The sequence below is a fragment of the Pseudomonas sp. NUPR-002 genome (genome assembly GCF_056322725.1).
This window is the reverse complement of record NZ_CM150476.1, coordinates 367,970-388,692: the sequence shown is the minus strand read 5'-3', so window position 1 is coordinate 388,692 and position 20,723 is coordinate 367,970. Positions and strand designations below refer to the sequence as shown.

18 protein-coding genes are annotated in these 20,723 nt (G+C 61.1%); 6 read left to right on the top strand and 12 right to left on the bottom strand.

Annotation, left to right across the window (positions count from 1 at the left end; all coding sequences use genetic code 11):
* The first annotated feature begins 81 nt into the window (after positions 1 to 81).
* The 3 genes from ACVWSC_RS01755 to ACVWSC_RS01745 all read left to right on the top strand — a co-directional run bounded on the left by ACVWSC_RS01755 (position 82) and on the right by ACVWSC_RS01745 (position 4,199).
* Positions 82 to 2,775 (top strand): putative bifunctional diguanylate cyclase/phosphodiesterase, encoded by a 2,694-nt coding sequence (locus ACVWSC_RS01755; RefSeq protein WP_442111672.1) that lies wholly within the window; start codon positions 82 to 84, stop codon positions 2,773 to 2,775.
* A gap of 122 nt (positions 2,776 to 2,897) precedes the next feature.
* Positions 2,898 to 3,560, top strand: coding sequence for a peptide-methionine (S)-S-oxide reductase MsrA (gene msrA / locus ACVWSC_RS01750; protein ID WP_442111671.1), 663 nt, complete (start codon positions 2,898 to 2,900; stop codon positions 3,558 to 3,560).
* A 9-nt stretch (positions 3,561 to 3,569) separates the two neighbouring features.
* A complete protein-coding gene (locus tag ACVWSC_RS01745; RefSeq protein WP_442111670.1) occupies positions 3,570 to 4,199 on the top strand; it encodes a glutathione S-transferase in 630 nt (209 codons plus the stop codon).
* Positions 4,200 to 4,386: 187 nt separating this feature from the next.
* Here the strand turns inward: ACVWSC_RS01745 and creD are convergent, their stop codons facing one another.
* From creD to rloA2, 4 genes are all read right to left on the bottom strand, one after another.
* Positions 4,387 to 5,721, bottom strand: a complete 1,335-nt coding sequence (creD, locus tag ACVWSC_RS01740; protein ID WP_442111669.1) for a cell envelope integrity protein CreD — start codon at positions 5,719 to 5,721, stop codon at positions 4,387 to 4,389.
* A 95-nt stretch (positions 5,722 to 5,816) separates the two neighbouring features.
* Positions 5,817 to 7,250, bottom strand: coding sequence for a two-component system sensor histidine kinase CreC (creC, locus tag ACVWSC_RS01735; RefSeq protein WP_442111667.1), 1,434 nt, complete (start codon positions 7,248 to 7,250; stop codon positions 5,817 to 5,819).
* Positions 7,250 to 7,933, bottom strand: a complete 684-nt coding sequence (creB, locus tag ACVWSC_RS01730; RefSeq protein WP_442111665.1) for a two-component system response regulator CreB — start codon at positions 7,931 to 7,933, stop codon at positions 7,250 to 7,252. The genes creC and creB overlap by 1 nt, the downstream gene beginning before the upstream one ends.
* A 107-nt stretch (positions 7,934 to 8,040) precedes the next feature.
* On the bottom strand, positions 8,041 to 8,544 hold the full coding sequence (gene rloA2, locus ACVWSC_RS01725; protein WP_442111663.1) for a retropepsin-like aspartic peptidase RloA2: 504 nt from the start codon (positions 8,542 to 8,544) through the stop codon (positions 8,041 to 8,043).
* 180 nt (positions 8,545 to 8,724) lie between these two features.
* Between rloA2 and ACVWSC_RS01720 the strand changes: the two genes are divergently transcribed.
* Together ACVWSC_RS01720 and ACVWSC_RS01715 are read left to right on the top strand one after the other, a co-directional pair.
* Positions 8,725 to 9,606 carry an acyltransferase gene (locus ACVWSC_RS01720; RefSeq protein WP_442111661.1) on the top strand — a complete coding sequence of 294 codons (882 nt, stop codon included), beginning with the start codon at positions 8,725 to 8,727 and terminating at the stop codon, positions 9,604 to 9,606.
* A 182-nt stretch (positions 9,607 to 9,788) separates the two neighbouring features.
* The gene (locus tag ACVWSC_RS01715) at positions 9,789 to 11,150 is read left to right on the top strand and encodes an APC family permease (protein WP_442111659.1); all 1,362 of its coding nucleotides are present in this window, start codon (positions 9,789 to 9,791) and stop codon (positions 11,148 to 11,150) included.
* Positions 11,151 to 11,156: 6 nt separating this feature from the next.
* Here the strand turns inward: ACVWSC_RS01715 and ACVWSC_RS01710 are convergent, their stop codons facing one another.
* On the bottom strand, positions 11,157 to 11,723 hold the full coding sequence (locus ACVWSC_RS01710; protein ID WP_442111657.1) for a DUF2780 domain-containing protein: 567 nt from the start codon (positions 11,721 to 11,723) through the stop codon (positions 11,157 to 11,159).
* 152 nt (positions 11,724 to 11,875) lie between these two features.
* Positions 11,876 to 12,181, bottom strand: coding sequence for a DUF3077 domain-containing protein (locus tag ACVWSC_RS01705; RefSeq protein WP_442111655.1), 306 nt, complete (start codon positions 12,179 to 12,181; stop codon positions 11,876 to 11,878).
* Between the two features lie 475 nt (positions 12,182 to 12,656).
* On the opposite strand from ACVWSC_RS01705, the gene ACVWSC_RS01700 reads away from it, so the two are divergent.
* Positions 12,657 to 13,112 carry an REP-associated tyrosine transposase gene (locus ACVWSC_RS01700; protein ID WP_442111653.1) on the top strand — a complete coding sequence of 152 codons (456 nt, stop codon included), beginning with the start codon at positions 12,657 to 12,659 and terminating at the stop codon, positions 13,110 to 13,112.
* Positions 13,113 to 13,175: 63 nt separating this feature from the next.
* Here the strand turns inward: ACVWSC_RS01700 and fdhA are convergent, their stop codons facing one another.
* The 6 genes from fdhA to ACVWSC_RS01670 all read right to left on the bottom strand — a co-directional run bounded on the left by fdhA (position 13,176) and on the right by ACVWSC_RS01670 (position 20,704).
* Positions 13,176 to 14,375 carry a formaldehyde dehydrogenase, glutathione-independent gene (gene fdhA / locus ACVWSC_RS01695; RefSeq protein WP_028942224.1) on the bottom strand — a complete coding sequence of 400 codons (1,200 nt, stop codon included), beginning with the start codon at positions 14,373 to 14,375 and terminating at the stop codon, positions 13,176 to 13,178.
* Positions 14,376 to 14,473: 98 nt separating this feature from the next.
* Complete coding sequence (gene purU / locus ACVWSC_RS01690; protein ID WP_442111651.1) at positions 14,474 to 15,331, bottom strand: formyltetrahydrofolate deformylase; 858 nt, start codon at positions 15,329 to 15,331, stop codon at positions 14,474 to 14,476.
* An 11-nt stretch (positions 15,332 to 15,342) separates the two neighbouring features.
* Positions 15,343 to 15,975, bottom strand: coding sequence for a sarcosine oxidase subunit gamma (locus ACVWSC_RS01685; RefSeq protein ID WP_442111649.1), 633 nt, complete (start codon positions 15,973 to 15,975; stop codon positions 15,343 to 15,345).
* A 117-nt stretch (positions 15,976 to 16,092) separates the two neighbouring features.
* Positions 16,093 to 19,113 carry a sarcosine oxidase subunit alpha gene (locus ACVWSC_RS01680; protein WP_442111647.1) on the bottom strand — a complete coding sequence of 1,007 codons (3,021 nt, stop codon included), beginning with the start codon at positions 19,111 to 19,113 and terminating at the stop codon, positions 16,093 to 16,095.
* Positions 19,110 to 19,439 carry a sarcosine oxidase subunit delta gene (locus ACVWSC_RS01675; RefSeq protein ID WP_442111645.1) on the bottom strand — a complete coding sequence of 110 codons (330 nt, stop codon included), beginning with the start codon at positions 19,437 to 19,439 and terminating at the stop codon, positions 19,110 to 19,112. The genes ACVWSC_RS01680 and ACVWSC_RS01675 overlap by 4 nt, the downstream gene beginning before the upstream one ends.
* Positions 19,440 to 19,453: 14 nt before the next feature.
* Complete coding sequence (locus ACVWSC_RS01670) at positions 19,454 to 20,704, bottom strand: sarcosine oxidase subunit beta family protein (RefSeq protein WP_442111643.1); 1,251 nt, start codon at positions 20,702 to 20,704, stop codon at positions 19,454 to 19,456.
* Positions 20,705 to 20,723: the final 19 nt, after the last annotated feature.

The following is a 20,723-nucleotide window of genomic DNA, read 5'->3' as shown; positions in this document are numbered from 1 at the left end:
GCTGCATGATGCAACCTTGCGAAAACGTCGAGTAGCAGATTGCGCTACCTTCGCGAACAGCCCTCTTGAAGCGAGCTCTCAATGAAAAGCCAACCCGATGCCGCCAGCCGTATGGTGGCCGAGGTCGTGACGCAGTTGCCCGTGCCCTCGCGGCTCGGCATGCTGCGTTTCGAACGGCTGAATGAGGCCAGCTGGGCGCTGCTGTACCTCGACCCTGCCTGTGAACGCCAGTTCGGCCTGGCGGCGGTCGAGCTCTGCGCCTTGGTCGGCTCGCCCTATGCCAGCCTGATGGAGCCTGAGGCGCGCTACAAGCTGCATGACGCCATCCAGCTGCAGTTGGGCCAGCGCCCGCACTACCTGGTGCGCTACACCCTGCACACGGCGCAAGGGCCGCTGCATCTGCTGGAGCTGGGTGAAGCCTATAAGCAGCACAACCGTCAGCTGTTACGCGGCTACCTGATGGTGATCGACGCCCAACCCGGCGATGCCCCCACCCTCAGCGCCGTCGAGCTGGAAACCCGCAACAACCGCCTGCAGATCGCCTTGCAACTGAACCAGCAGGCCCAGCAAGAGCAGCTTGAACACCTTGAGCGAGTGCGCGCCCAGCAGGAACTGATCCTGCACCTGGCCCGCCACCGCTACAGCGCCAGCAACTCGTTGCTGGAGGCCGCTGAACTGATCACCCGCAGCGCTTGTGAGATCTACAGGATCGATTGTGCGAGTATCTGGTACCTGGAAGGCCAGCAGCTGGAGCCGATTTCCGCGTACTACCGCGACACCCAGGAACACCGCCTGCCCGAGCCCATCGACGCCAGTTGCTTTCCCGACTACCTCGATGCCTTGCACACCAGCCGCGCCATCGATGCCCACAACGCCAACCATGACCCGCGTACCCGGGAAATGGCTGAAAGCCTGCGCGCGCGCGATATCAACGCCATGCTCGATGCCAGTATCCGCATCGATGGCCAGGTGGTCGGCGTACTCTGCCTGGAACACACCGGTTCAACCCGCGCCTGGCAGACCGATGAAATTGCCTTTGCCGGTGAGCTGGCCGATCAGTTCGCCCAGGTCATCAACAACCACAACCGCCGTACCGCCACCAGCGCCCTGCACCTGTTCCAGCGTGCGGTAGAACAAAGCGCCAACGCCTTTTTGCTGGTCAACCGCGATGGCGTGGTCGAGTACGTCAATCCAAGCTTCACCGCCATCACCCAGTACAGCACCGAGGAAGTCCACGGCCACCGGCTCGCGGAGTTACCGGCACTGGAAAACCTCAACGAGCTGTTGTTCGACGGCCCTTCGGACCTCGACGGCAGCAACAGCTGGCAGGGTGAGTTCAAGAGTCGGCGCAAGAACCTCGAGCCCTACTGGGGGCAGCTGTCGATTTCCAAGGTCTACGGTGACAACCGTGAGCTGACCCACTACATCGGCATCTACGAAGACATCACCCAAAGCAAGCTGGCCCAGCAGCGCATCGAACGCCTGGCCTATACCGACAACCTGACCAGCCTGGGCAACCGCCCGGCGTTCATCCGCAACCTCGACGAGCGTTTCGCCCGCGACAGCGACAGCCCGATCTGCCTGCTGCTGGTGGACATCGACAACTTCAAGCGGATCAACGACAGCCTCGGTCACCAGACCGGCGACAAATTGCTCATCAGCCTGGCGCGGCGTTTGCGCAATAGCCTGAGTGTCGGTGGCAGCCTGGCGCGCTTTGCCAGTAACGAGTTCGCGGTGTTGCTGGAAGATACCGACCTCAACAGCGGCCAGCAGATTGCCCAGCAGTTGCTGCGAACCCTCGACAAGCCGCTGTTCGTCGACAATCAGCTGATCAACGTCACCGGCTCCGTAGGCCTGGCCTGCGCGCCCTTGCATGGCCGCGACCCGCAGACCCTGATGAAGAACGCAGGCCTGGCCTTGCACAAGGCCAAAGCCAACGGCAAGCATCAGGCCCAGGTGTTCACCGAAGCGCTGAATGCCGAAGCCAGCTACAAACTGTTCGTTGAAAACAACCTGCGCCGCGCCCTGGCGCAAAACGAACTGGACGTGTTCTACCAGCCCAAGCTGTGCCTGCGTAGCGGCCGTTTGCTGGGCCTGGAAGCGCTGCTGCGCTGGAACCACCCCGAGAAGGGCATGATCCGCCCGGACCAGTTCATCAGCGTTGCCGAAGAAACCGGGCTGATCATTCCCATCGGCAAATGGATCGCCCGCCAGGCCTGCCGCATGAGCCAGCGCTTACGTACCGAAGGGCTGGGCAACCTGCAGGTGGCGATCAACTTGTCGCCGAAGCAGTTCTCCGACCCTGATCTGGTTGCTTCGATCGGCAACATTCTCAAAGAAGAAGCCCTGCCGCCGCACCTGCTCGAACTGGAGCTGACCGAAGGCCTGCTGCTGGAAGCCACCGAAGACACCCACCGCCAGCTCGACCAGCTCAAGCAACTGGGCCTGACCCTGGCCATGGACGACTTCGGCACCGGTTACTCCTCGCTCAGCTACCTGAAGAAGTTCCCGATCGACATCATCAAGATCGACCGCAGCTTCATCCATGAAATTCCCGACAATCAGGACGACATGGAAATCACCTCTGCGGTGGTGGCGATGGCCCACAACCTGAAGCTCAAGGTGGTGGCCGAAGGCATTGAAACCGCCGAGCAACTGGCGTTTCTGCGGCGTCACCGTTGTGACGTTGGCCAGGGTTACCTGTTCGACAAGCCAATCCCCGGGGCTGAGCTGGTGAACAAACTCAAGCGTTATCCACGTGGACCGATGGCCTGACAGCAGGGCAATATAGTGTTCATTCAAGGCGCCATCGCGGGGCAAGCCCGCTCCTACCGGTAGGAGCGGGCTTGCCCCGCGAAAGGGCCGCCCCCTATCGACCTGAAAACAGAGGAACAGCTATGGTCCTGCGTTCGGAGATTCTGGTGAACAAAAACGTGCTGCCCACTGCGGAACAGGCCCTGCCTGGCCGCGAAACCCCGATGACCCTGCCGGAGAAGCACTTCGTCAACGATACCCCGCTGCTGGGTCCGTTCTTCGAGAATGTTGGCTTCGCCATCTTCGGCCTGGGTTGCTTCTGGGGCGCCGAGCGGCGCTTCTGGCAGCGTGAGGGTGTGGTCAGCACCGTGGTCGGCTATGCCGGCGGCATTACCCCCAACCCCACCTACGAAGAAGTCTGCTCGGGCCTGACCGGCCACACCGAAGTGGTGCTGGTGGTCTACGACCAGGACAAGATCAGCTACCGCGAACTACTGGCGATGTTCTGGGAACTGCACAACCCTACCCAGGGCATGCGCCAGGGCAACGACATCGGCACCCAGTACCGCTCGGTGATCTACTGCACCACCCCTGAGCAACTGGAAGAAGCCCAGGCCAGCAAACGGGCTTACCAGGCCGAGCTGAGCAAGGCCGGTTTTGGCGAAATCACCACTGAGATTGATCAGGCGCCGACCGTCTACTTCGCCGAGGCCTATCACCAGCAATACCTGGCCAAGAACCCCCAAGGCTACTGCGGCATCGGTGGTACCGGTGTCTGCTTGCCACCTAGCCTGCAAGGCAACTGAGGGTTCGACATGTCAGCACCGAGCATGACGCTGTTTCATTCCCCCTCCTCGCCGTTCGTGCGCAAGGTCATGGTGGTGCTGCACGAGACCGGGCAAACCGATCGCGTTGCCCTGCATGCCGTCAACCTGTCGCCGATCAGCCCGGTCGATGAACTCAACCAGGGCAACCCGGCCGGCAAGATCCCGGCCCTGCGCCTGGCTGACGGTAACGTACTGCACGACAGCCGGGTGATCTGCGAATACCTCGACCAGCAGCATGTCGGTGTTCCCCTGATTGCCAAGGAAGGCTGGTCGCGCTGGCACCGCCTGACCCTCGCCTCGCTGGCCGATGCGATCATGGATGCGGCGGTGCTGACCCGTTACGAAACCTTCCTGCGCCCAGAGGACAAGCGTTGGGATGCCTGGGTCGAAGCGCAGCAGGACAAAATCCGTCGTGGCCTGGCCAACTTCGAACAGGAGCACATGGCCGAGCTGAGCTCCGTGTTCGACATCGCCGCGATTGGTGTGGCCTGTGCGTTGGGTTACCTCGACCTGCGCATGCCCGACTTCGGCTGGCGTGAGCAGCAGCCGAAGCTGGCGGCGTGGTATGCCCAAGTCAGCCAGCGCCCTTCGATGCTGGCGACTGCCCCACCCGCCTGAGGGTTTACTTCGGTAGGAGCGGGCTTGACCCGCGATGGCGGTTTGTCTGGCACATCGTCTCGCGGGGCAAGCCCGCTCCCACAGGATTGATAGGTAACCAGTGGGAGCGGGCTTGCCCCGCGAATGAGCCACCGCTCAATCCGCCTGGCCAGCACCGCCCCCACTCGCCGCTCTTCACGTAACCCGCTCATTGCAGTTTCCCCTGGCCAACGCTGTACCAATCCAACCGCCGGGTCAGAACCATGAACACGCCCAACAGCCCGAACAGCAACAGCGAGCCCATCAGCAAGGCATAGTCCTCGGCGCTGAGCAGTCCGTAGAGCATGCCGTAAAGCACCGCCAGACCCAGGGCAAAGCTGGTGGCGCGCATCAGGCTGTGCAGCACATGGCACAGGTAGAAGCCGATCAACAGCACACAGGCCGCCGCAGACAGCAGGTAAGCCAGGCCAAAGCCCAGGTGTTCGGACAACGACAACAGCAGCAGGTAGAACAACGCCAGCGCCGCCCCCACCAGGATGTACTGAATCGGGTGCACGCTCAGATTCTTGAGCACTTCGAAGAGGAAGAAGCCGGCAAAGGTCAGGGCAATGAACAGCAGCGCATATTTGATCGCCCGCTCACTCTTGAGGTACTGGTCGACCGGGTCGATAAAACTCACCCCAAAGGCGCGGCTACGAAATTCATCACAGCCTTCGTTGCCCACACACTGACGCAAGGCGTCTTCCAGGTTGGTGGAAAAGAATGAGGTTTGCCAGTGCGCCGAGAAGCCGCCGGCATCGATCTTGCGCGTACCCGGCAGGTAGCTGCCGACAAAGCTTGGGTGCGGCCAGTTGGCTGCCATGCTGACACTGCTACTGCGGCCCACCGGCAACACTTGCAGCAGCCCGGTGCCCTGCAGGCTGAGGTCAAAGGCGTAATTGAACTGGGTGGGCGCCTTGCCATCGAGGTTGTTCAGCACCACGTGCACACCACCGCCAAACCAGCTCAGGCGCGTGCCCGCCTGAAAGTCCAGGCGCTGGTCGTTGTACTGCAGTTGCACACCCTTTTCGATACCACGGATATCACTGACACCCACCACCAGAAACGCCGGATCAAAACGGTAGTCGTCAAGGTTGACGCTGATACCCCAGTTGGCCGGGACTTTGAATGTGCCGCTGATGTGGTTGTCGGCGTGGAACAACCGCGTCTGGTAAATCCCTCGCGAGCGCAGCTCGGTGTTGACGCCCGACTTCAGTTCGAAGGTTTCCGGCAAAAAGTACAGGTGGCCGTTGACCTCTTTGGTTTCCTGGAACGTGTGGCCTTCTTCGGTTTTCCAGCGCCGTTCGGTTTTGCGGTACGGCACCACCAATAGCGGGCCACTGATCTGCTGGCTGAAGCTCGCGCTCTGGGCGATGTCTTGTACAACGCTGTCGCGCTGCTCCTGGCGTTCACCGATCAGGCCGCCGATCATCAGCAGCGGAATCAGCAACAACACAATCAGCAAGGCAATGGTGCCCAGTTTGATACTCAAGGTTCGGTTCATGAGGCAAGACTCCGGTTTCGATAGGCGGAGTCTGGGCAATCCACATGGAGCCTTGAGGGAGCTATGTGGAGCGTGTGTGCAGAGTGTGTGAAGTTTCAGTCCAGGCGTTTGGCCGGCAACCACAGGCGCACGCGCACGCCCTCTTCAACGTTGGCCACTTCCAGCGAGCCACCGTGCAGCTGCATCACTTCTTCGACGAAGTTCAGCCCCAGCCCGGTGCTTTTACGCCCGCTCGCCGGGCGCGGCAACGAGTAGAAGCGCTCGCTCAAGCGCCCCAGGGCATAGTCGGGAATCGCCTCGCCCTGGTTGAACAGGCTCAGCGCCACACGCTCGCCGCGTTTTTCCAGCTCGAACAACAACAGGCCACCGGGCGGGGTGAAATCGAGGGCGTTGTCGAGCAGATTGGCAATCGCCTGACGCATGAGAAAAGGCTCACACAGCAACCGGGTGCTGGCCGCGATGCGCTGGCGCACCTGCAATGCATTGCTTTCGATCCGCGCGCTCTGGGCCAGCAGCAGTTCATCAACCAAGGCCGCCAGCGACACCTGTTGCTGTTCCTCCAGCGTCTGTAATTGCTCGACCTGAGCCAGATTGAGCAAGCGCTCGATCAGCTGCTGCATGCGCGCACTTTCACGCTCAATGTTATCGGCAAAGCGCTGGCGCTGCTCCTCCGGCATCGGCCCCTGAAGCAGCTCGGAGGCGCCGCGGATCGCCGCCAGCGGGCTCTTCAGCTCATGGGTCAGGGTGTGCACATAGCGCTCGACATAGTCTTTGCCATCGAGCTGGGTGCGCATGCGCTCTACCGCCGCGGCCAGCTGCCCCAGTTCACCGCCGCGATAATGCGGCAGCGCGGTACGCTCACCCTCGCTGACGGCCTGCGCGTAGTGGGTCAGGCGCCGCAGCGAGCGTGCCAGCCACCACGACAACGCCGCACCCACCAGCAAGCCCAGGCCGATCAGCCCCAAGCCCAGGTACATCAGGCGCTGTTCGGAGCGGTCGATATAAGGCTGCAGCGACTTGTTCGGCTTGGCCACGGTCACCACGCCGATGATCTTGCCGTCATCGAGGATGGGTGCGGCAACGTGCATCACCGACGACTCAGGATCATCCGGATTGCTGCGGGTTGAACGCGCCCCGTATTCACCGCGCAGGGTCAGGTACACATCGTTCCAGCGCGAATAGTCCTGGCCCACCGCTGCACCCGTGGAATCGAGCAGGACAATGCCCTTGGCATCGGTAACGTAGATGCGGTGATTGACCTGATTCTTCGACAGCCCCCAGATATCCGCACGCGGCTGACGCTGGCCATAGGCGCGCAACAACTGCGGCAAACGACTCTGACCGAGCGTGCCGGCCTTGACGTCGTCATGCAGCAGTTCAGCGAGCAGGTTGGCGGTGTCTACCAGGGTTTCTTCGGTGGATTGGCGCACCCCGGGGCGGATCTCCTCGCGCACCGTGCTGAGGATGAAATACCCGGTCAGCCCGACAAACAGGAAGTACACCAGAAAGATCCGGATCCCCAGACGCATCAGCTGTGGCTCGGGCTATAGCTGTAACCCAGGCCGCGGTGGGTCTGGATCGGCTCGGCCTCGGCAGCCACCAGGCGCAGTTTGGCGCGCAGGCTCTTGATGTGGCTGTCGATACTGCGCTCATAACCGGCATCGGCCGGCACCCCGACGGCATCGAGCAACTGCTCGCGGCTCAGCACCCGCTCCGGCTGCTCCAGCAGGCTCTGCAACAGGCGAAATTCGTGACGGGTCAGGCTCAGGGCCTGGCCGCGATAGCTGATCAGCATGCGCAAGGTATCGACCTGAAACAGCCCAGGCGCGCTGCTGGTTGGTTCGGCACGCGGCGCCATACGCTTGAGGATGGCGCGCACCCGCGCTGCGACTTCCCGCGGGCTGAACGGCTTGACCACATAATCGTCGGCACCGATTTCCAGCCCCACCACCCGATCGATTTCGCCATCGCGGGCACTCAGGAACATCACCGGCACCTCAGTGAAACGCCGCAGTTGCCGGCAGGCTTCAAAGCCGCTGATATCCGGCAGGCCGATATCGAGAATGATCAGGTCAGCCGGGTGCTGACGCTGCTGCTCCACCGCTGCATTCCCCAGCGTCACCCACTGTGTGCTGTGACCGTCGCCCTGCAAGGCAAAAATCAGGGTATCGGCGATGGCCGCTTCATCTTCGACAATCAGAATGTACGACATGGGGAGCTGCAAGCCTCAAGCAACAAGCTTCAAGAAGAAGCAGATTCGGTGACGTTACACAAACTGCTTCATCTTGCCGCTAACCGCTTAAAACTTGAAGCTTCCAGTCAACACTCTGGTTTGCCCGCGGTAAAGCGTCGCGCCGGGTTCACTGCTGCCTTGAACTCGCGCAAGGCCTTGGCACCGATGAGCAGCGGGTAATTGAAGCTGCTGCGGTCGGTCAGGTTAACCTCGACCGTGCGCTTGACGTCGCCCAGGCACAGTTCCAGATCAACCACTGGGCGTTTGCTGATTTCCGCGCCCTCACCGTCTTCATCTTCGTCGGCGCGGTTTTTGATTTTGCTGATGCGCGCCAGCTTGTGTTCGTAGACCTTGCCATCGGACTCTTTGGTCGCCAGGCGGAAACGCACCCACTCTTCACCGTCTCGGGTGAACAGTTCGATGTCTTTGGCCGACAACGAGGCGGTCAGCGCGCCGGTGTCCATTTTCGCCTTGAGGGTTTCACCGCCAAATTCCGGCAAGGTGATGTATTCGTAACGGCCGTACAGGGTCGGTTCGGCAGCCATCACCGGAAGGGCCAGCAGCGACAGCAGGGCAAGTACAGATTTCACAGGTTGCGCTTCCTTGAGATAAGACAGTGTTTAGACTGCGCAAGCAGGATAGGTTCGCGTTAATAGCTTATTCAACACAATGTGAAACATTTGTCCGGTACTCGCAGACCGGCACATTTGGCGTACGCCGCCAGGCTGCTTATCATTGCCGACTGTTTACTTGAAGATAAGAGCTTTCTTATGCGCCGCTTACTAACGGGCATTCTGGTGACCTTGCTGTTGCTGCTCAACACCCTGGTCCTGATCGGCCCCTTGCTGGTCTTTGCCCTGCTCAAGCTGGTTCTGCCCGGCCGTTACCGCGACTACGCCTCCTTGGCGGTGATGTGGATCGCCGAAACCTGGTCGGAAATCGACAAGCTGATTTTCCGCCTGTGCATCCCCACTGTATGGGAAGTGCGCGGCGCAGAAGACCTGCGCCTGGACACTTCGTACCTGGCGATCAGCAACCATCAGACCTGGGTCGATATTCCGGCATTGATCCAGGCACTGAACCGGCGCATTCCGTTCTTCAAATTCTTCCTGAAGAAAGAGCTGATCTGGGTGCCGCTGCTGGGCCTGGCCTGGTGGGCGTTGGATTACCCGTTCATGAAGCGCTACAGCAAAGCGTTTCTCGATAAACATCCGCACCTCAAAGGCCAGGACCTGGAAATCACCAAGGCGGCCTGCGAGCTGTTCAAGCGCCAGCCGGTGACCGTGGTCAACTACCTGGAAGGCACTCGCTTCACCGAAGCCAAGCGTAGCGCCCAGCAATCACCGTACAAGCACCTGCTCAAGCCCAAGGCCGGAGGCGTCGCCTTCGTGCTGGCTGCACTGGGCGACCAACTTGATGCCTTGCTGGATGTCACCATTGTCTACCCCGGCAACAAAGCCCCGGGATTCTGGGACCTGCTGAGCGGCGCGGTGCCTAAGGTGATCATCGACATTCAGGTGCGTGAGCTGGACCCGGCGCTGTGGAGTGGTGATTACGAAAGCGATCCGGCTGTGCGCCAAGCGGTACAGGAGTGGGTCAACCAGCTGTGGCATGAAAAAGATCAGCGCATAGAAGCGTTGCGCAGCCTGTAGGAGCGGGCTTGCCCCGCGATGCGATTTAACTGACAGACCGCTATCGCGGGGCAAGCCCGCTCCTACAGGCGCCCATTAAAACCCTCACTAATAATCGAGATAAGGGAATCTTCTTTGCTATTGGCGGATTAACTGGATAAAAATCGATCAACAAACAACTACAAAAAAGCCAGGATCGATCAATGGCCACCCCATCCAGCACTACTGCCCAGGCAGATTCCGCTCAACTGCGCCGCGTCCTCGGCCTTCCCGCCCTGGTGTTCTTCGGCCTGGTGTACATGGTCCCGCTGACCATCTTCACCACCTACGGCATCGTCACCGAGCTGACCGGTGGCCGTACCGCTGGCGCTTACCTGGTCACCTTGCTGGCCATGCTGTTCACCGCCGCCTCCTACAGCTTCATGGTGCGCCGCTTTCCGGTTGCAGGCTCTGCCTACTCCTACACCAACCTGGCATTCGGACCAGGCGTAGGCTTTCTCGCCGGCTGGTCGCTGCTGCTCGATTACCTGTTCCTGCCAATGATCAACTACCTGTTGATCGGCCTGTTCCTGAACATCGCCTTCCCCAGCATTCCGGTCTGGACCCTGGTGCTCGGCTCGATCACCCTGGTCACCGTACTCAACGTCCTCGGCATCCATTCCGTAGCCAAAGCCAGCAACCTGATTGTCGGCGCGCAGATCATCTTCATTGTGGTATTCGTCGCCATGTCGGTGAAAACCCTCGGCGGGCAGCCGGTCGATGTGCTCTCGCCGTTGCTCGGTGATGGCAGCCAGCCAGGCTTTGGCGCCTTGATGGCCGGGGCGGCGGTGCTGTGCTTGTCGTTTCTTGGCTTCGATGCGGTATCGACCCTGGCCGAAGAAGCCAAAGACCCGCAGCGCAACGTGCCACGGGCCATCATCCTCACCACCCTGGGGGCGGGCTTGCTGTTCACCCTGCTGGCCTACATCAGCCAGTTGGTGATGCCTGGCAGCCATTTCGCCAATACCGATGCGGCTGCCAACGAAGTCATGCTCAAGGCAGGCGGGCAGTTCCTCGCCAACTTCTTCACCGCAGCCTATGTGGCTGGCAGCCTGGGTTCTGCGCTGGCTTCGCAAGCGGCGGTGTCGCGCATCCTCTACACCATGGGCCGCGACAAGGTTTTGCCTGAACGTTGGTTCGCGACTCTGTCGCCGCGCTTTGGTACCCCGGTGGTTGCCACCCTGGTGGTTTCGGCGTTCTCTTTGCTGGCGCTGGTGATCGACCTCGCCACCCTGGCATCGCTGATCAGCTTTGGCGCGCTGGTCGCCTTCTCGGCGGTCAACCTGGCGGTGATTCGTACTCACCTGATCAGCGACAGCAGCCATCGCAACCTGGCCGGGTTGCTGCGCTATGGCCTGATCCCGCTGGTGGGTATGTGCCTGACCCTGTGGCTGTGGACCAGCCTGTCGACGCTGACCCTGACCATTGGTCTGAGCTGGTTCGGCCTGGGGCTGGCCTACCTGATGGTGCTCACCAGCGGCTTCCGCCGCCCGGTGCGCACGGTCAACTTCTCTGAAGCGGCTTGAAGCTGATTACACCGAAGGCACGGTCTCGGGTGTAATCCACAGGCTACTCAAGTTCTGCAGCAACGAACCGGCAACGCCCTGCTGACCGAGGTATTGCAAGATCAGCGGGGCAAACTGGCCGATCATGCCGGTGTCCATGCCCAACGCGCTGAAGGCGTTACTCAGGTCGGTGGCGCTTTTGACGTTATCGCCCAGGGCATTGCTCAGGGCCGAAGCGTTTTCGCTGTTGCCCAGCAACTCACCCAGCCCGCTCAACGCGCCCAAGGCGTTTTCGCCAGAGAGCAGATCAAGGCCCGGCACGGCTTTGCTCAACTGCTCATAGTCGGTGCTGCTCAGCTGATTGCGAGCAAGGCCCAACAAAGCGCCGGTGCCGCCGATGGCTTGTTCAGGGGTGATTTTCAGTTCGCTGCCGAGGGTGTTGAGCAAATTCGCCGACGCCGCTGGCGCCTGTACCGCTGCCCCGTCCTTGTTGCCTTGAATAGCGGAAACCGCGTTGGCTGCGTCATTGAGGTTGAAGGCAAATACCGACCCGGCGGCCAGGGTCATCAGGGTGACCAGTGCAAAACGTTTCATGAATAGACCTCGTCAGCCGTAAAGGCGGGGGAAACGAGGGTTGGACTGCATGCGCGGGAGAATGTTCAATCCCCCGGTAGGAGCGGGCTTGCCCCGCGATGCGATGTGGCAGACAGATCGCTATCGCGGGGCAAGCCCGCTCCCACCCACAGTCAGAGTGGGGTCAGCTCATGATTTTCCAGCGCATCCAGCAAGGCTTCGACCAACCCCTTGGCCATTTCGACCGAGTGCAGGGTGGACCAGAGAAAGCCTTTGGAGGCTTCGTCGATACCCTCAAAAGATTTATACGCAGTGTCGTAGGCGCAACGCAGGTACAGCGAAACATGCACCAACGCGTCATGCGGGGCGATTCCGGCATTTACTGCAAATAGTTGCGGGTGACCGGCTGGGCAGTCGCCGAAGGGCTTTTCGAGGGTGGCGTTGAGTGATGGGGGTGGGTCGGGGACGATCTTTTTCATACAGCCTCCGTGTGTAGTTTGGCTGCACCATTTAGTTTCCACACGAAATGGTGGCAGCTGTACGCGGGGTGGAAAGCCGGGGCACACGGAGAAACCCGGTAGGCTCGAAAGCCTCCCGCGCACAGCCGCCATAACAAGGACGACAATCGTGTGATTACCGGGTTTCCACACCCGGTCGCTGAACTGACAGCGACCCACGGAGCCTAGGAGGACAGGCTTCCGAGGGCAATCAGACGGTGATCGACAGACTCAGTAGGGTATTTCCTAGGACCTGAATTGACCAGCCACGAAACATCCCGAAGCACACCCGGTGGGAGCGGGCTTGCCCCGCGATGCAATGTGACTGACAGACCGCTATCGCGGGGCAAGCCCGCTCCCACCGGAAGGGGGTGGCTGTAATATTGAGATTCAACACTGGGCGCTGTCTTGCGCACAGGACAACTACCTTGAGTACTCACCTCTCAAGGAGCACGACATGGACAGTCCCGCTTCTCATCGCCTGCGCCGAGGAAGGTTCTCCGAGCCAGGGCGGCTGTATCTGCTCACCAGTATTACCCGCAATCGCATCCCCTACTTCAATGACTTTCAGGCCGCACGCTGTATTCCCGCACAGTTCCACCAGGCACAACTGGAAGGCGCCGCCCGCACGCTGGCCTGGGTGGTGATGCCCGATCACATTCATTGGCTGATCCAACTACAACACGGCTCTCTGGCCTGCCTGATGAGCCGCTTCAAGTCCCGCAGTCGATGTGCGCTGTACAAGGCCGGAGCGCTGCAGGGCAAGCTGTGGCAGCCCGGCTACCACGACCATGCACTGCGCCGCGAAGAGAATGTACGCACGGTGGCGCGCTATGTGGTGGCCAACCCGCTGAGGGCTGGCCTGGTGGAAAAGCTGGGGGATTATCCGCATTGGGATGCGGTGTGGCTTTGAATCTATCGCGGGGCAAGCCCGCTCCCACAGGCCTGGTGGGAGCGGGCTTGCCCCGCGATTGCTTCAAGCGGCGCTGAACAACTTATGCGGATCAATCACAAATTTCTTCGGCACCCCGGCATCAAACTCCCCATACCCCTCAGGTGCCTGATCCAGGCTGATCACCTGCACACCCACCACTTCGGCAATGTTGATACGGTCCCACATGATCGCCTGCATCAGCTGGCGGTTGTATTTCATCACTGGCGTTTGCCCGGTATGGAAGCTGTGCGATTTGGCCCAGCCCAAACCAAAGCGAATGCTCAGGCTGCCGATCTTCGCTGCCGCATCCACCGCACCCGGGTCTTCGGTGACGTAGAGGCCGGGAATACCAATCTTGCCCGCCACCCGCACCACGCCCATCAGGGAGTTGAGCACGGTGGCCGGTGCTTCATGCTTGGCACCGGCATGGCCGTGGCCACGCGCTTCAAAGCCTACGGCATCAACGGCGCAGTCGACTTCCGGCTCACCCAGCAGGTTGGCAATCTGCTCGTGCAGCGGGGTGTCTTGAGACAGGTCGGCAATTTCAAAACCCTGGGCTTTGGCGTGGGCCAGGCGCACCGGGTTTACATCACCAACGATGACCACCGCAGCGCCCAGCAGACGCGCCGATGCAGCGGCAGCCAAACCGACCGGGCCGGCGCCTGCGATATACACCGAACTGCCCGGGCCAACACCGGCGGTTACTGCGCCGTGATAGCCGGTCGGCAGGATGTCGGACAGGCAGGTCAGGTCGCGGATCTTCTCCATGGCCTTGTCGCGGTTGGGCAGTTTCAGCAGGTTGAAATCGGCGTAAGGCACCAGCACGTATTCGGCCTGGCCACCGGTCCAGTCGCCCATGTCGACATAACCGTAGGCACCACCGGCACGCGCCGGGTTAACGGTCAGGCACACGCCGGTGTGTTGTTCCTTGCAGGAGCGGCAGCGGCCACAGGCGACGTTGAACGGTACCGAGACCAGATCACCGATCTGCAGGTTTTCCACATCGCGGCCCTTTTCGATCACCTCGCCGGTGATTTCATGGCCCAGTACCAGGCCAACCTGGGCCGTGGTACGGCCACGGACCATGTGCTGGTCGGAGCCGCAGATGTTGGTGGAAACCACCCTGAGGATCACCCCGTGCTCGATTTTCTTGCCTCGTGGGTCCTGCATTTTCGGGTAGTCAATTTTTTGCACCTCGACCTTGCCTGCACCGAGATACACCACACCACGATTACCAGACATGCTTTTACCTCGCTAGGTTTGTTGTTATGTAGCGACGCTGTGTTACTGGAATCTGTTTGTTCTATCGCGGGGCAAGCCCGCTCCCACCGGCCCCGCGATCAAAGCACTACCGTCCTGTTAGCGTTCAAAAACACCCGCCGCTCAATGTGATACCCCACCGCCCGCGCCAGGGTCAGGCACTCGATGTCGCGCCCCTTGGCAATCAGGTCTTCGGGGTAATGGCTGTGGTCAACCGACTCCACGCCCTGAGCAATGATCGGCCCCTCGTCGAGGTCGTTGTTGATGTAGTGGGCAGTGGCGCCCACCAGTTTCACGCCCTTGTTGTAGGCCTGGTGGTAAGGCTTGGCGCCTTTGAAGCCCGGCAACAACGAGTGATGGATATTGATCGCCCAACCATCGAGCTTGCGGCACAGCTCCGGCGACAGCACCTGCATGTAGCGGGCAAGGATCACCAGTTCGGCGCCAGACTCTTCGATCACCTGCAGCACCTTGCGTTCTTGCGCCGGTTTGTCGTGCGGGTCAAGGGCGAAGTGGTAGTAAGGAATACGGTGCCAATGCGCCAGCGGTTCAAGGTCGGGGTGATTGGAGATCACTGCCACAACGTCCATGCTCAATTGCCCGATGCGCTGGCGATAGAGCAGGTCGTTGAGGCAGTGATCGGCTTTGGACACCATGATCACCACTTTCGGCCGATGCTTGGGCGCGGTGAGTTCGAACAGCATGCCAAAGGCCTCACCACGCTCGGCCAGCCCGTCGCGAAAGCGGGCTTCGTCGAAGTCATCCGACTGGCGGAATTCCACGCGAATGAAAAAGCGCCCGGACAAGCGGTCATCGAACGAATGGTGCTCGGTGACGTAGCACTGCTGCTCATACAGATAACGCGTCACCACATCGACCGTGCCGAGCAGGCTCGGACAGTCAGCGGTGAGAATCCAGGTGTCCGGTGCTCGGCTCATGACAACGCTCCCTAGGCTTCGATGCTCAAACCATACTCGGCTGCCGCATCCTGCAGCCACAGCCACCAGTAGTCAGAGAAGCTGCGACGAATCAGCAACTCCCAGGTTTCCTCGCCGGTGCGGCGGATCACCAGTTGCGACTTGGCGAACACGGTGCCGACTGCCTTGCCGACGGGGAAGTTGTTTGGATGTACATCGTAGCTGGTGGACTTCATCAGCACTTCGCGCACATTGGGGCCACTGAGTTCCAGCAGGGTTTGCCCGCCGCTGACGTTGACCACCTGGATGTGCTGCCCTTCAAGGGCATCGCGCAGTTTTTGCTCGACGGCAAACTCCTGACCGCCCGGGACAATCAGCAGCCACTCATCCGGGCCCAGCCATTGCAGCGACATCTCGCCATTGGCGACCACCGTCAGTGCCACCGGCAATTCCAGGCCCAGCGCTTTGAAGACCCCACCGGCAAAAGCCGGGTCGCGGCCATCGCCACGCAGGGTCAGGTGACCGAGGAATTTGTGTTCACGCAGGGTCACCCCGGCGTTCTTGCGGCCTTTGCCGACCAGGCTCGGCAGGTCGGCGTGGTGCAGTGGCGACTCGGCTTTGACACCGTTGCCAGGGTTTTGCTGATAAACGTTGACTGTGCTCATTACACACCTGCCTTGAATTCTATGGACCCTGCCTGTAGGAGCGGGCTTGCTGTGGGAGCGGGCTTGCCCCGCGATAGCGCTCTGTCAGTCACATCACATCGCGGGTCAACCCCACCCCTACGCTACGTTCTGCCGTTCGCCCTTCGGATCGAAGAACACCGAAGAACAGATCTCCGCTTCGATCACGCTGCCATCGGCCTGCGGCGAGTAGACCCGCTCGCCGATACGCTTGAGCCCACCTTTGACCACGCCCATAGCGAAGGAATAGCCCAGGGAGTTGCTGGCGTAGCTGGAAGTGACGTGCCCAACCATGTCCATCGGAATCGCTTGTTTCGGGTCGAACACCAGTTGCGCACCCTCCGGCAGCCACTGGGTCGGATCAACCGGCTTGAGCCCGACCAACTGCTTGCGGTTTTCCCGCACGCAGTCTTCGCGGTTCATGCCGCGCCAGCCGATCCACGAGAACGCTTTAGTGCGACCCACACACCAGCCCATGTTCAGATCGTCCGGAGTCATCGAGCCGTCGGTATCCTGACCAACGATGATGAAGCCCTTCTCGGCCCGCAGTACGTGCATGGTTTCGGTGCCGTACGGGGTCAGGTTGTACTGCTTGCCTGCTTCAGCGATTTTCTCCAGTACACCCATGGCGTAGTTGGCCTGGATGTTGATCTCGTAAGACAGCTCGCCAGTGAACGAAATACGGAACACCCGCGCCGGAACACCGGCCACCAGGCCTTCCTTCCAGCTCATGAACGGGAAGGCGTCTTTGTCCAGGTCAATGTCGGTCACTTCGCTGAGCAGCTTGCGGCTGTTGGGGCCAGACAAGGTCAGCGTCGCCCAGTGGTCAGTGACCGAGGTGAAGTACACCTTCAGCTCTGGCCACTCGGTCTGTTGATAAATCTCCAGCCACTGCAGCACACGCGCCGCACCGCCCGTGGTGGTGGTCATGATGAAATGGTTTTCGCCAACGCAGGCGGTAACGCCGTCGTCGAAGACCATGCCGTCTTCTTTGCACATCAGGCCGTAGCGCGCCTTGCCGACATCAAGCTTGGTCCAGGCGTTGGTGTAGATGCGGTTGAGGAATTCACGTGCGTCCGGGCCCTGGATGTCGATCTTGCCCAGGGTCGATGCATCGAGCAGGCCGACGCTGTCGCGCACTGCCTTGCACTCGCGGGCGACGGCAGCGTGGATGTCTTCGCCGTTGCGCGGGAAGTACCACGGCCGTTTCCACTGCCCGACGTCTTCGAACTCGGCGCCGTTTTTCAGGTGCCAGGCATGCAGCGCGGTGAAGCGTACCGGCTCGAACAGGTGACCACAGTGCCGACCCGCCACCGCACCGAAGGTAATCGGCGTGTAGTTGGGACGGAACATGGTGGTGCCCATTTCCGGGATGCTGATGCCCATGGAGCGGGCAGCAATGGCCAGGCCGTTGATGTTGCCGAGTTTGCCCTGGTCGGTACCGAAGCCCAGTGCGGTGTAACGCTTGACGTGTTCGACCGACTCGAAGCCTTCGCGGGTAGCCAGCTCGATGGCGGCAGCGGTAACGTCGTTCTGTTGATCGACAAACTGCTTCGGTGCCCGCGCGGTGGTTTTGTCGTGTGGCACCTGGAACAGCGCCAGGGTGGCCTCTTCATGACGCGCCAGCACCTTGGGAAGGGTGCCTTCTACCGCCTTGAAACCTGCCTCGGTGGCGGCGCGTACACCGCCTTCGAAGCCGTCTGCCAGGGTGTCAGCCAGCGCGAACACACCGTTGATACCACCGACACACACACGTTTTTGCGGGGCATCGCCCGGCACAAAGCCGAGGATGTCTTCACGCCAGACGGGCTTGCCACCCAGATGAGAAGCCAGGTGCACCACCGGGCTGTAGCCGCCGGAGGACGCCACCAAGTCGCAGTCCAGCCATTCGCCGGGGCTGGTGATTTTATGCGCCTTGGCATCGATGGCCGCGACGCGGGCAGAGGTGACATGCTTGCTGCCACGGGTTTCGATCACCGCGCTGGAGGTGAGGATGCGCATGCCCTTGGCGCGCGCTTCTTCCACCAGCGAACCGCGCGGGTTATGCCGGGCATCGGCGATGGCGACGACTTTCAGGCCCGCGTCATGCCAGTCCAGCGCCACGCGGTAGGCGTGGTCGTTGTTGGTCGACAGCACCAGATTACGCCCCGGCGCTACACCATAGCGGCGCACATAGGTGGACACTGCACCGGCCAGCATGTTGCCCGGCACATCGTTGTTGCCATACACCAGCGGCCGCTCATGGGCGCCGGTGGCCAGCACCACACGCTTGGCACGCACCCGGTGCATGCGCTGGCGCACGCTGCCGATTGGGGCGCGGTCACCCAGGTGGTCGGTCAGGCGCTCATGGATGGTGAGGAAGTTGTGGTCGTGATAACCGTTGACCGTCGCCCGTGGCAACAGCGTGACTTCACGCATGCCCCTGAGTTCGGCCACCACCGCAGCGACCCATTCACCCGCCGGTTTGCCATCGAGGCTTTCGCGACTGTCGAGCAGGCTGCCACCAAACTCTTCCTGCTCATCGGCCAGGATCACCCGCGCACCGCTGCGACCTGCGGCCAGTGCTGCGGCGAGGCCAGCAGGCCCGGCGCCGACCACCAGCACATCGCAGTGCTGGTTCATGTAGTCGTAGCTGTCCGGGTCGTTGGCCAGCGGCGCACGTCCAAGGCCTGCGGCTTTACGGATGTACTTCTCGTAGGTCATCCAGAACGACTGCGGGTACATGAAGGTCTTGTAGTAGAAACCCGGCGGCATCAGCTTGCCGCCGACCTTGCCAAGAATCCCCATCATGTCGGTGTTCACGCTCGGCCAGCCATTGACGCTGGACGCTACCAGGCCGGCATACAACGCCTGCTGGGTGGCGCGCACGTTCGGCACCTGGGTGGCTTCGGTGGCGCCGATCTGCAGGATGGCGTTCGGCTCTTCAGAGCCTGCGGCGATGATCCCGCGAGGGCGCGAGTACTTGAAGCTGCGCCCGACAATATCGACGCCGTTGGCCAGCAACGCGGCGGCCAGGGTGTCGCCGGCATAGCCCTGGTAGGTCTGACCGTTGAAGGTGAAGTTCAAGACTTTGCTGCGATCGATACGACCGCCGCTGGACAGGCGATAGACCTGGCTCATACCTTTTCTCCCTGACCACTGACTGCCAACTGCGGGCTGGTGCTTTTACCGGTCACTTGTGGCTTGGCGCCGATTGGATAGGTTTCCAGGATTTCGTAAGTCACCGTGTCACGGGTGGCGTTGAAGTACTGGCGGCAACCGGCGGCGTGAATCCACAGCTCGTGGTGCAGGCCACGCGGGTTATCGCGGAAGAACATGTAAGTGCCCCACTCCTCGTCGGAGCAGGCGTTAGGGTCCAGCGGCCGCGGAATATGCGCCTGGCCTGCAGCGTGAAACTCCTCTTCGGAGCGCAGCTCGCCGCAGTGGGGACAGAAGATATGCAGCATCGGAATTTCTCCTGTTAATGGGCGACAGCGGCGGCGCCGTGTTCGTCGATCAGTGCACCGTTGTAGAAACGGTCGATGGAAAAGGGTTTGGCCAGCGGGTGCATTTCGCCCTTGGCCAGACTGGCGGCAAAGACGTTGCCCGAACCCGGCGTGGCCTTGAAGCCACCGGTGCCCCAGCCGCAGTTGAAGAACATGTTCTTCACCGGGGTCTTGGAGATGATCGGGCAAGCGTCCGGGGTGGTATCGACGATGCCGCCCCACTGGCGGTTCATGCGCACCCGGGAAAGAATCGGGAACATTTCAACGATGGCCTGCAGCGTGTGTTCGATCACCGGGTACGAACCGCGCTGACCGTAGCCGACCCAGCCGTCGATACCGGCGCCGATCACCAGGTCGCCCTTGTCCGACTGGCTGATATAGCCGTGTACGGCGTTGGACATGATCACGCTGTCGATAATCGGCTTGAGCGGTTCGGACACCAGCGCCTGCAGCGGGTGCGATTCGATTGGCAGGCGGAAACCGGCAAGCTTGGCCATGTGTCCGGAGTTACCGGCGGTGACCACACCAACGCGCTTGGCGCCGATGAAGCCTTTGTTGGTTTCGACGCCGATGACCACACCGTTTTCTTTGCGAAAGCCGATGACTTCGGTTTGCTGGATCAGGTCCACGCCCAGGGCGTCAGCGGCACGGGCATAGCCCCAGGCCACGGCATCGTGACGAGCAACACCGCCGCGCCGTTGCACGGTGGCGCCGAGGATCGGGTAGCGGGTGTTTTTCGAGCAATCCAGGTACGGAATCTCGTCGGCAACCTGCTGGGTATTGAGCAGTTCGCCGTCCACGCCATTGAGGCGGTTGGCACTGACACGTCGCTCGGAGTCGCGGATGTCCTGCAAGGTGTGGCACAGGTTGTAGACGCCACGCTGGGAGAACATCACGTTGTAGTTGATGTCTTGCGACAGGCCTTCCCAGAGCTTCATGGCGTGCTCATAGAGGTGCGCCGACTCGTCCCACAGGTAGTTGGAACGCACGATGGTGGTGTTGCGCGCGGTGTTGCCACCGCCCAGCCAGCCCTTTTCAACCACCGCCACATTGGTGATGCCGTGTTCTTTGGCCAGGTAGTAGGCGGTGGCCAGGCCATGCCCGCCGCCGCCAACGATGACCACGTCATAGACCTTTTTCGGGGTAGGCGTGCGCCACATGCGCTGCCAGTTTTCGTGATGGCTGAGCGAGTGCTTGAAAAGGCCGAAGCCCGAGTAACGTTGCATAGTCTTCACTCCTGAACCG

Bases quoted from the DNA above. Each gene is read 5' to 3' on its own strand.
- ACVWSC_RS01715 (WP_442111659.1), top strand. From the start codon at position 9,789: ATGGCCACCCCATCCAGCACTACTGCCCAGGCAGATTCCGCTCAACTG.
- creC (WP_442111667.1), bottom strand. From the start codon at position 7,250: ATGCGTCTGGGGATCCGGATCTTTCTGGTGTACTTCCTGTTTGTCGGG.
- ACVWSC_RS01700 (WP_442111653.1), top strand. From the start codon at position 12,657: ATGGACAGTCCCGCTTCTCATCGCCTGCGCCGAGGAAGGTTCTCCGAG.
- msrA (WP_442111671.1), top strand. From the start codon at position 2,898: ATGGTCCTGCGTTCGGAGATTCTGGTGAACAAAAACGTGCTGCCCACT.
- ACVWSC_RS01745 (WP_442111670.1), top strand. From the start codon at position 3,570: ATGTCAGCACCGAGCATGACGCTGTTTCATTCCCCCTCCTCGCCGTTC.
- ACVWSC_RS01710 (WP_442111657.1), bottom strand. From the start codon at position 11,723: ATGAAACGTTTTGCACTGGTCACCCTGATGACCCTGGCCGCCGGGTCG.
- fdhA (WP_028942224.1), bottom strand. From the start codon at position 14,375: ATGTCTGGTAATCGTGGTGTGGTGTATCTCGGTGCAGGCAAGGTCGAG.
- ACVWSC_RS01680 (WP_442111647.1), bottom strand. From the start codon at position 19,113: ATGAGCCAGGTCTATCGCCTGTCCAGCGGCGGTCGTATCGATCGCAGC.
- ACVWSC_RS01755 (WP_442111672.1), top strand. From the start codon at position 82: ATGAAAAGCCAACCCGATGCCGCCAGCCGTATGGTGGCCGAGGTCGTG.
- ACVWSC_RS01685 (WP_442111649.1), bottom strand. From the start codon at position 15,975: ATGAGCACAGTCAACGTTTATCAGCAAAACCCTGGCAACGGTGTCAAA.
- creB (WP_442111665.1), bottom strand. From the start codon at position 7,933: ATGTCGTACATTCTGATTGTCGAAGATGAAGCGGCCATCGCCGATACC.
- creD (WP_442111669.1), bottom strand. From the start codon at position 5,721: ATGAACCGAACCTTGAGTATCAAACTGGGCACCATTGCCTTGCTGATT.
- ACVWSC_RS01720 (WP_442111661.1), top strand. From the start codon at position 8,725: ATGCGCCGCTTACTAACGGGCATTCTGGTGACCTTGCTGTTGCTGCTC.
- purU (WP_442111651.1), bottom strand. From the start codon at position 15,331: ATGAGCCGAGCACCGGACACCTGGATTCTCACCGCTGACTGTCCGAGC.
- ACVWSC_RS01670 (WP_442111643.1), bottom strand. From the start codon at position 20,704: ATGCAACGTTACTCGGGCTTCGGCCTTTTCAAGCACTCGCTCAGCCAT.
- ACVWSC_RS01705 (WP_442111655.1), bottom strand. From the start codon at position 12,181: ATGAAAAAGATCGTCCCCGACCCACCCCCATCACTCAACGCCACCCTC.
- ACVWSC_RS01675 (WP_442111645.1), bottom strand. From the start codon at position 19,439: ATGCTGCATATCTTCTGTCCCCACTGCGGCGAGCTGCGCTCCGAAGAG.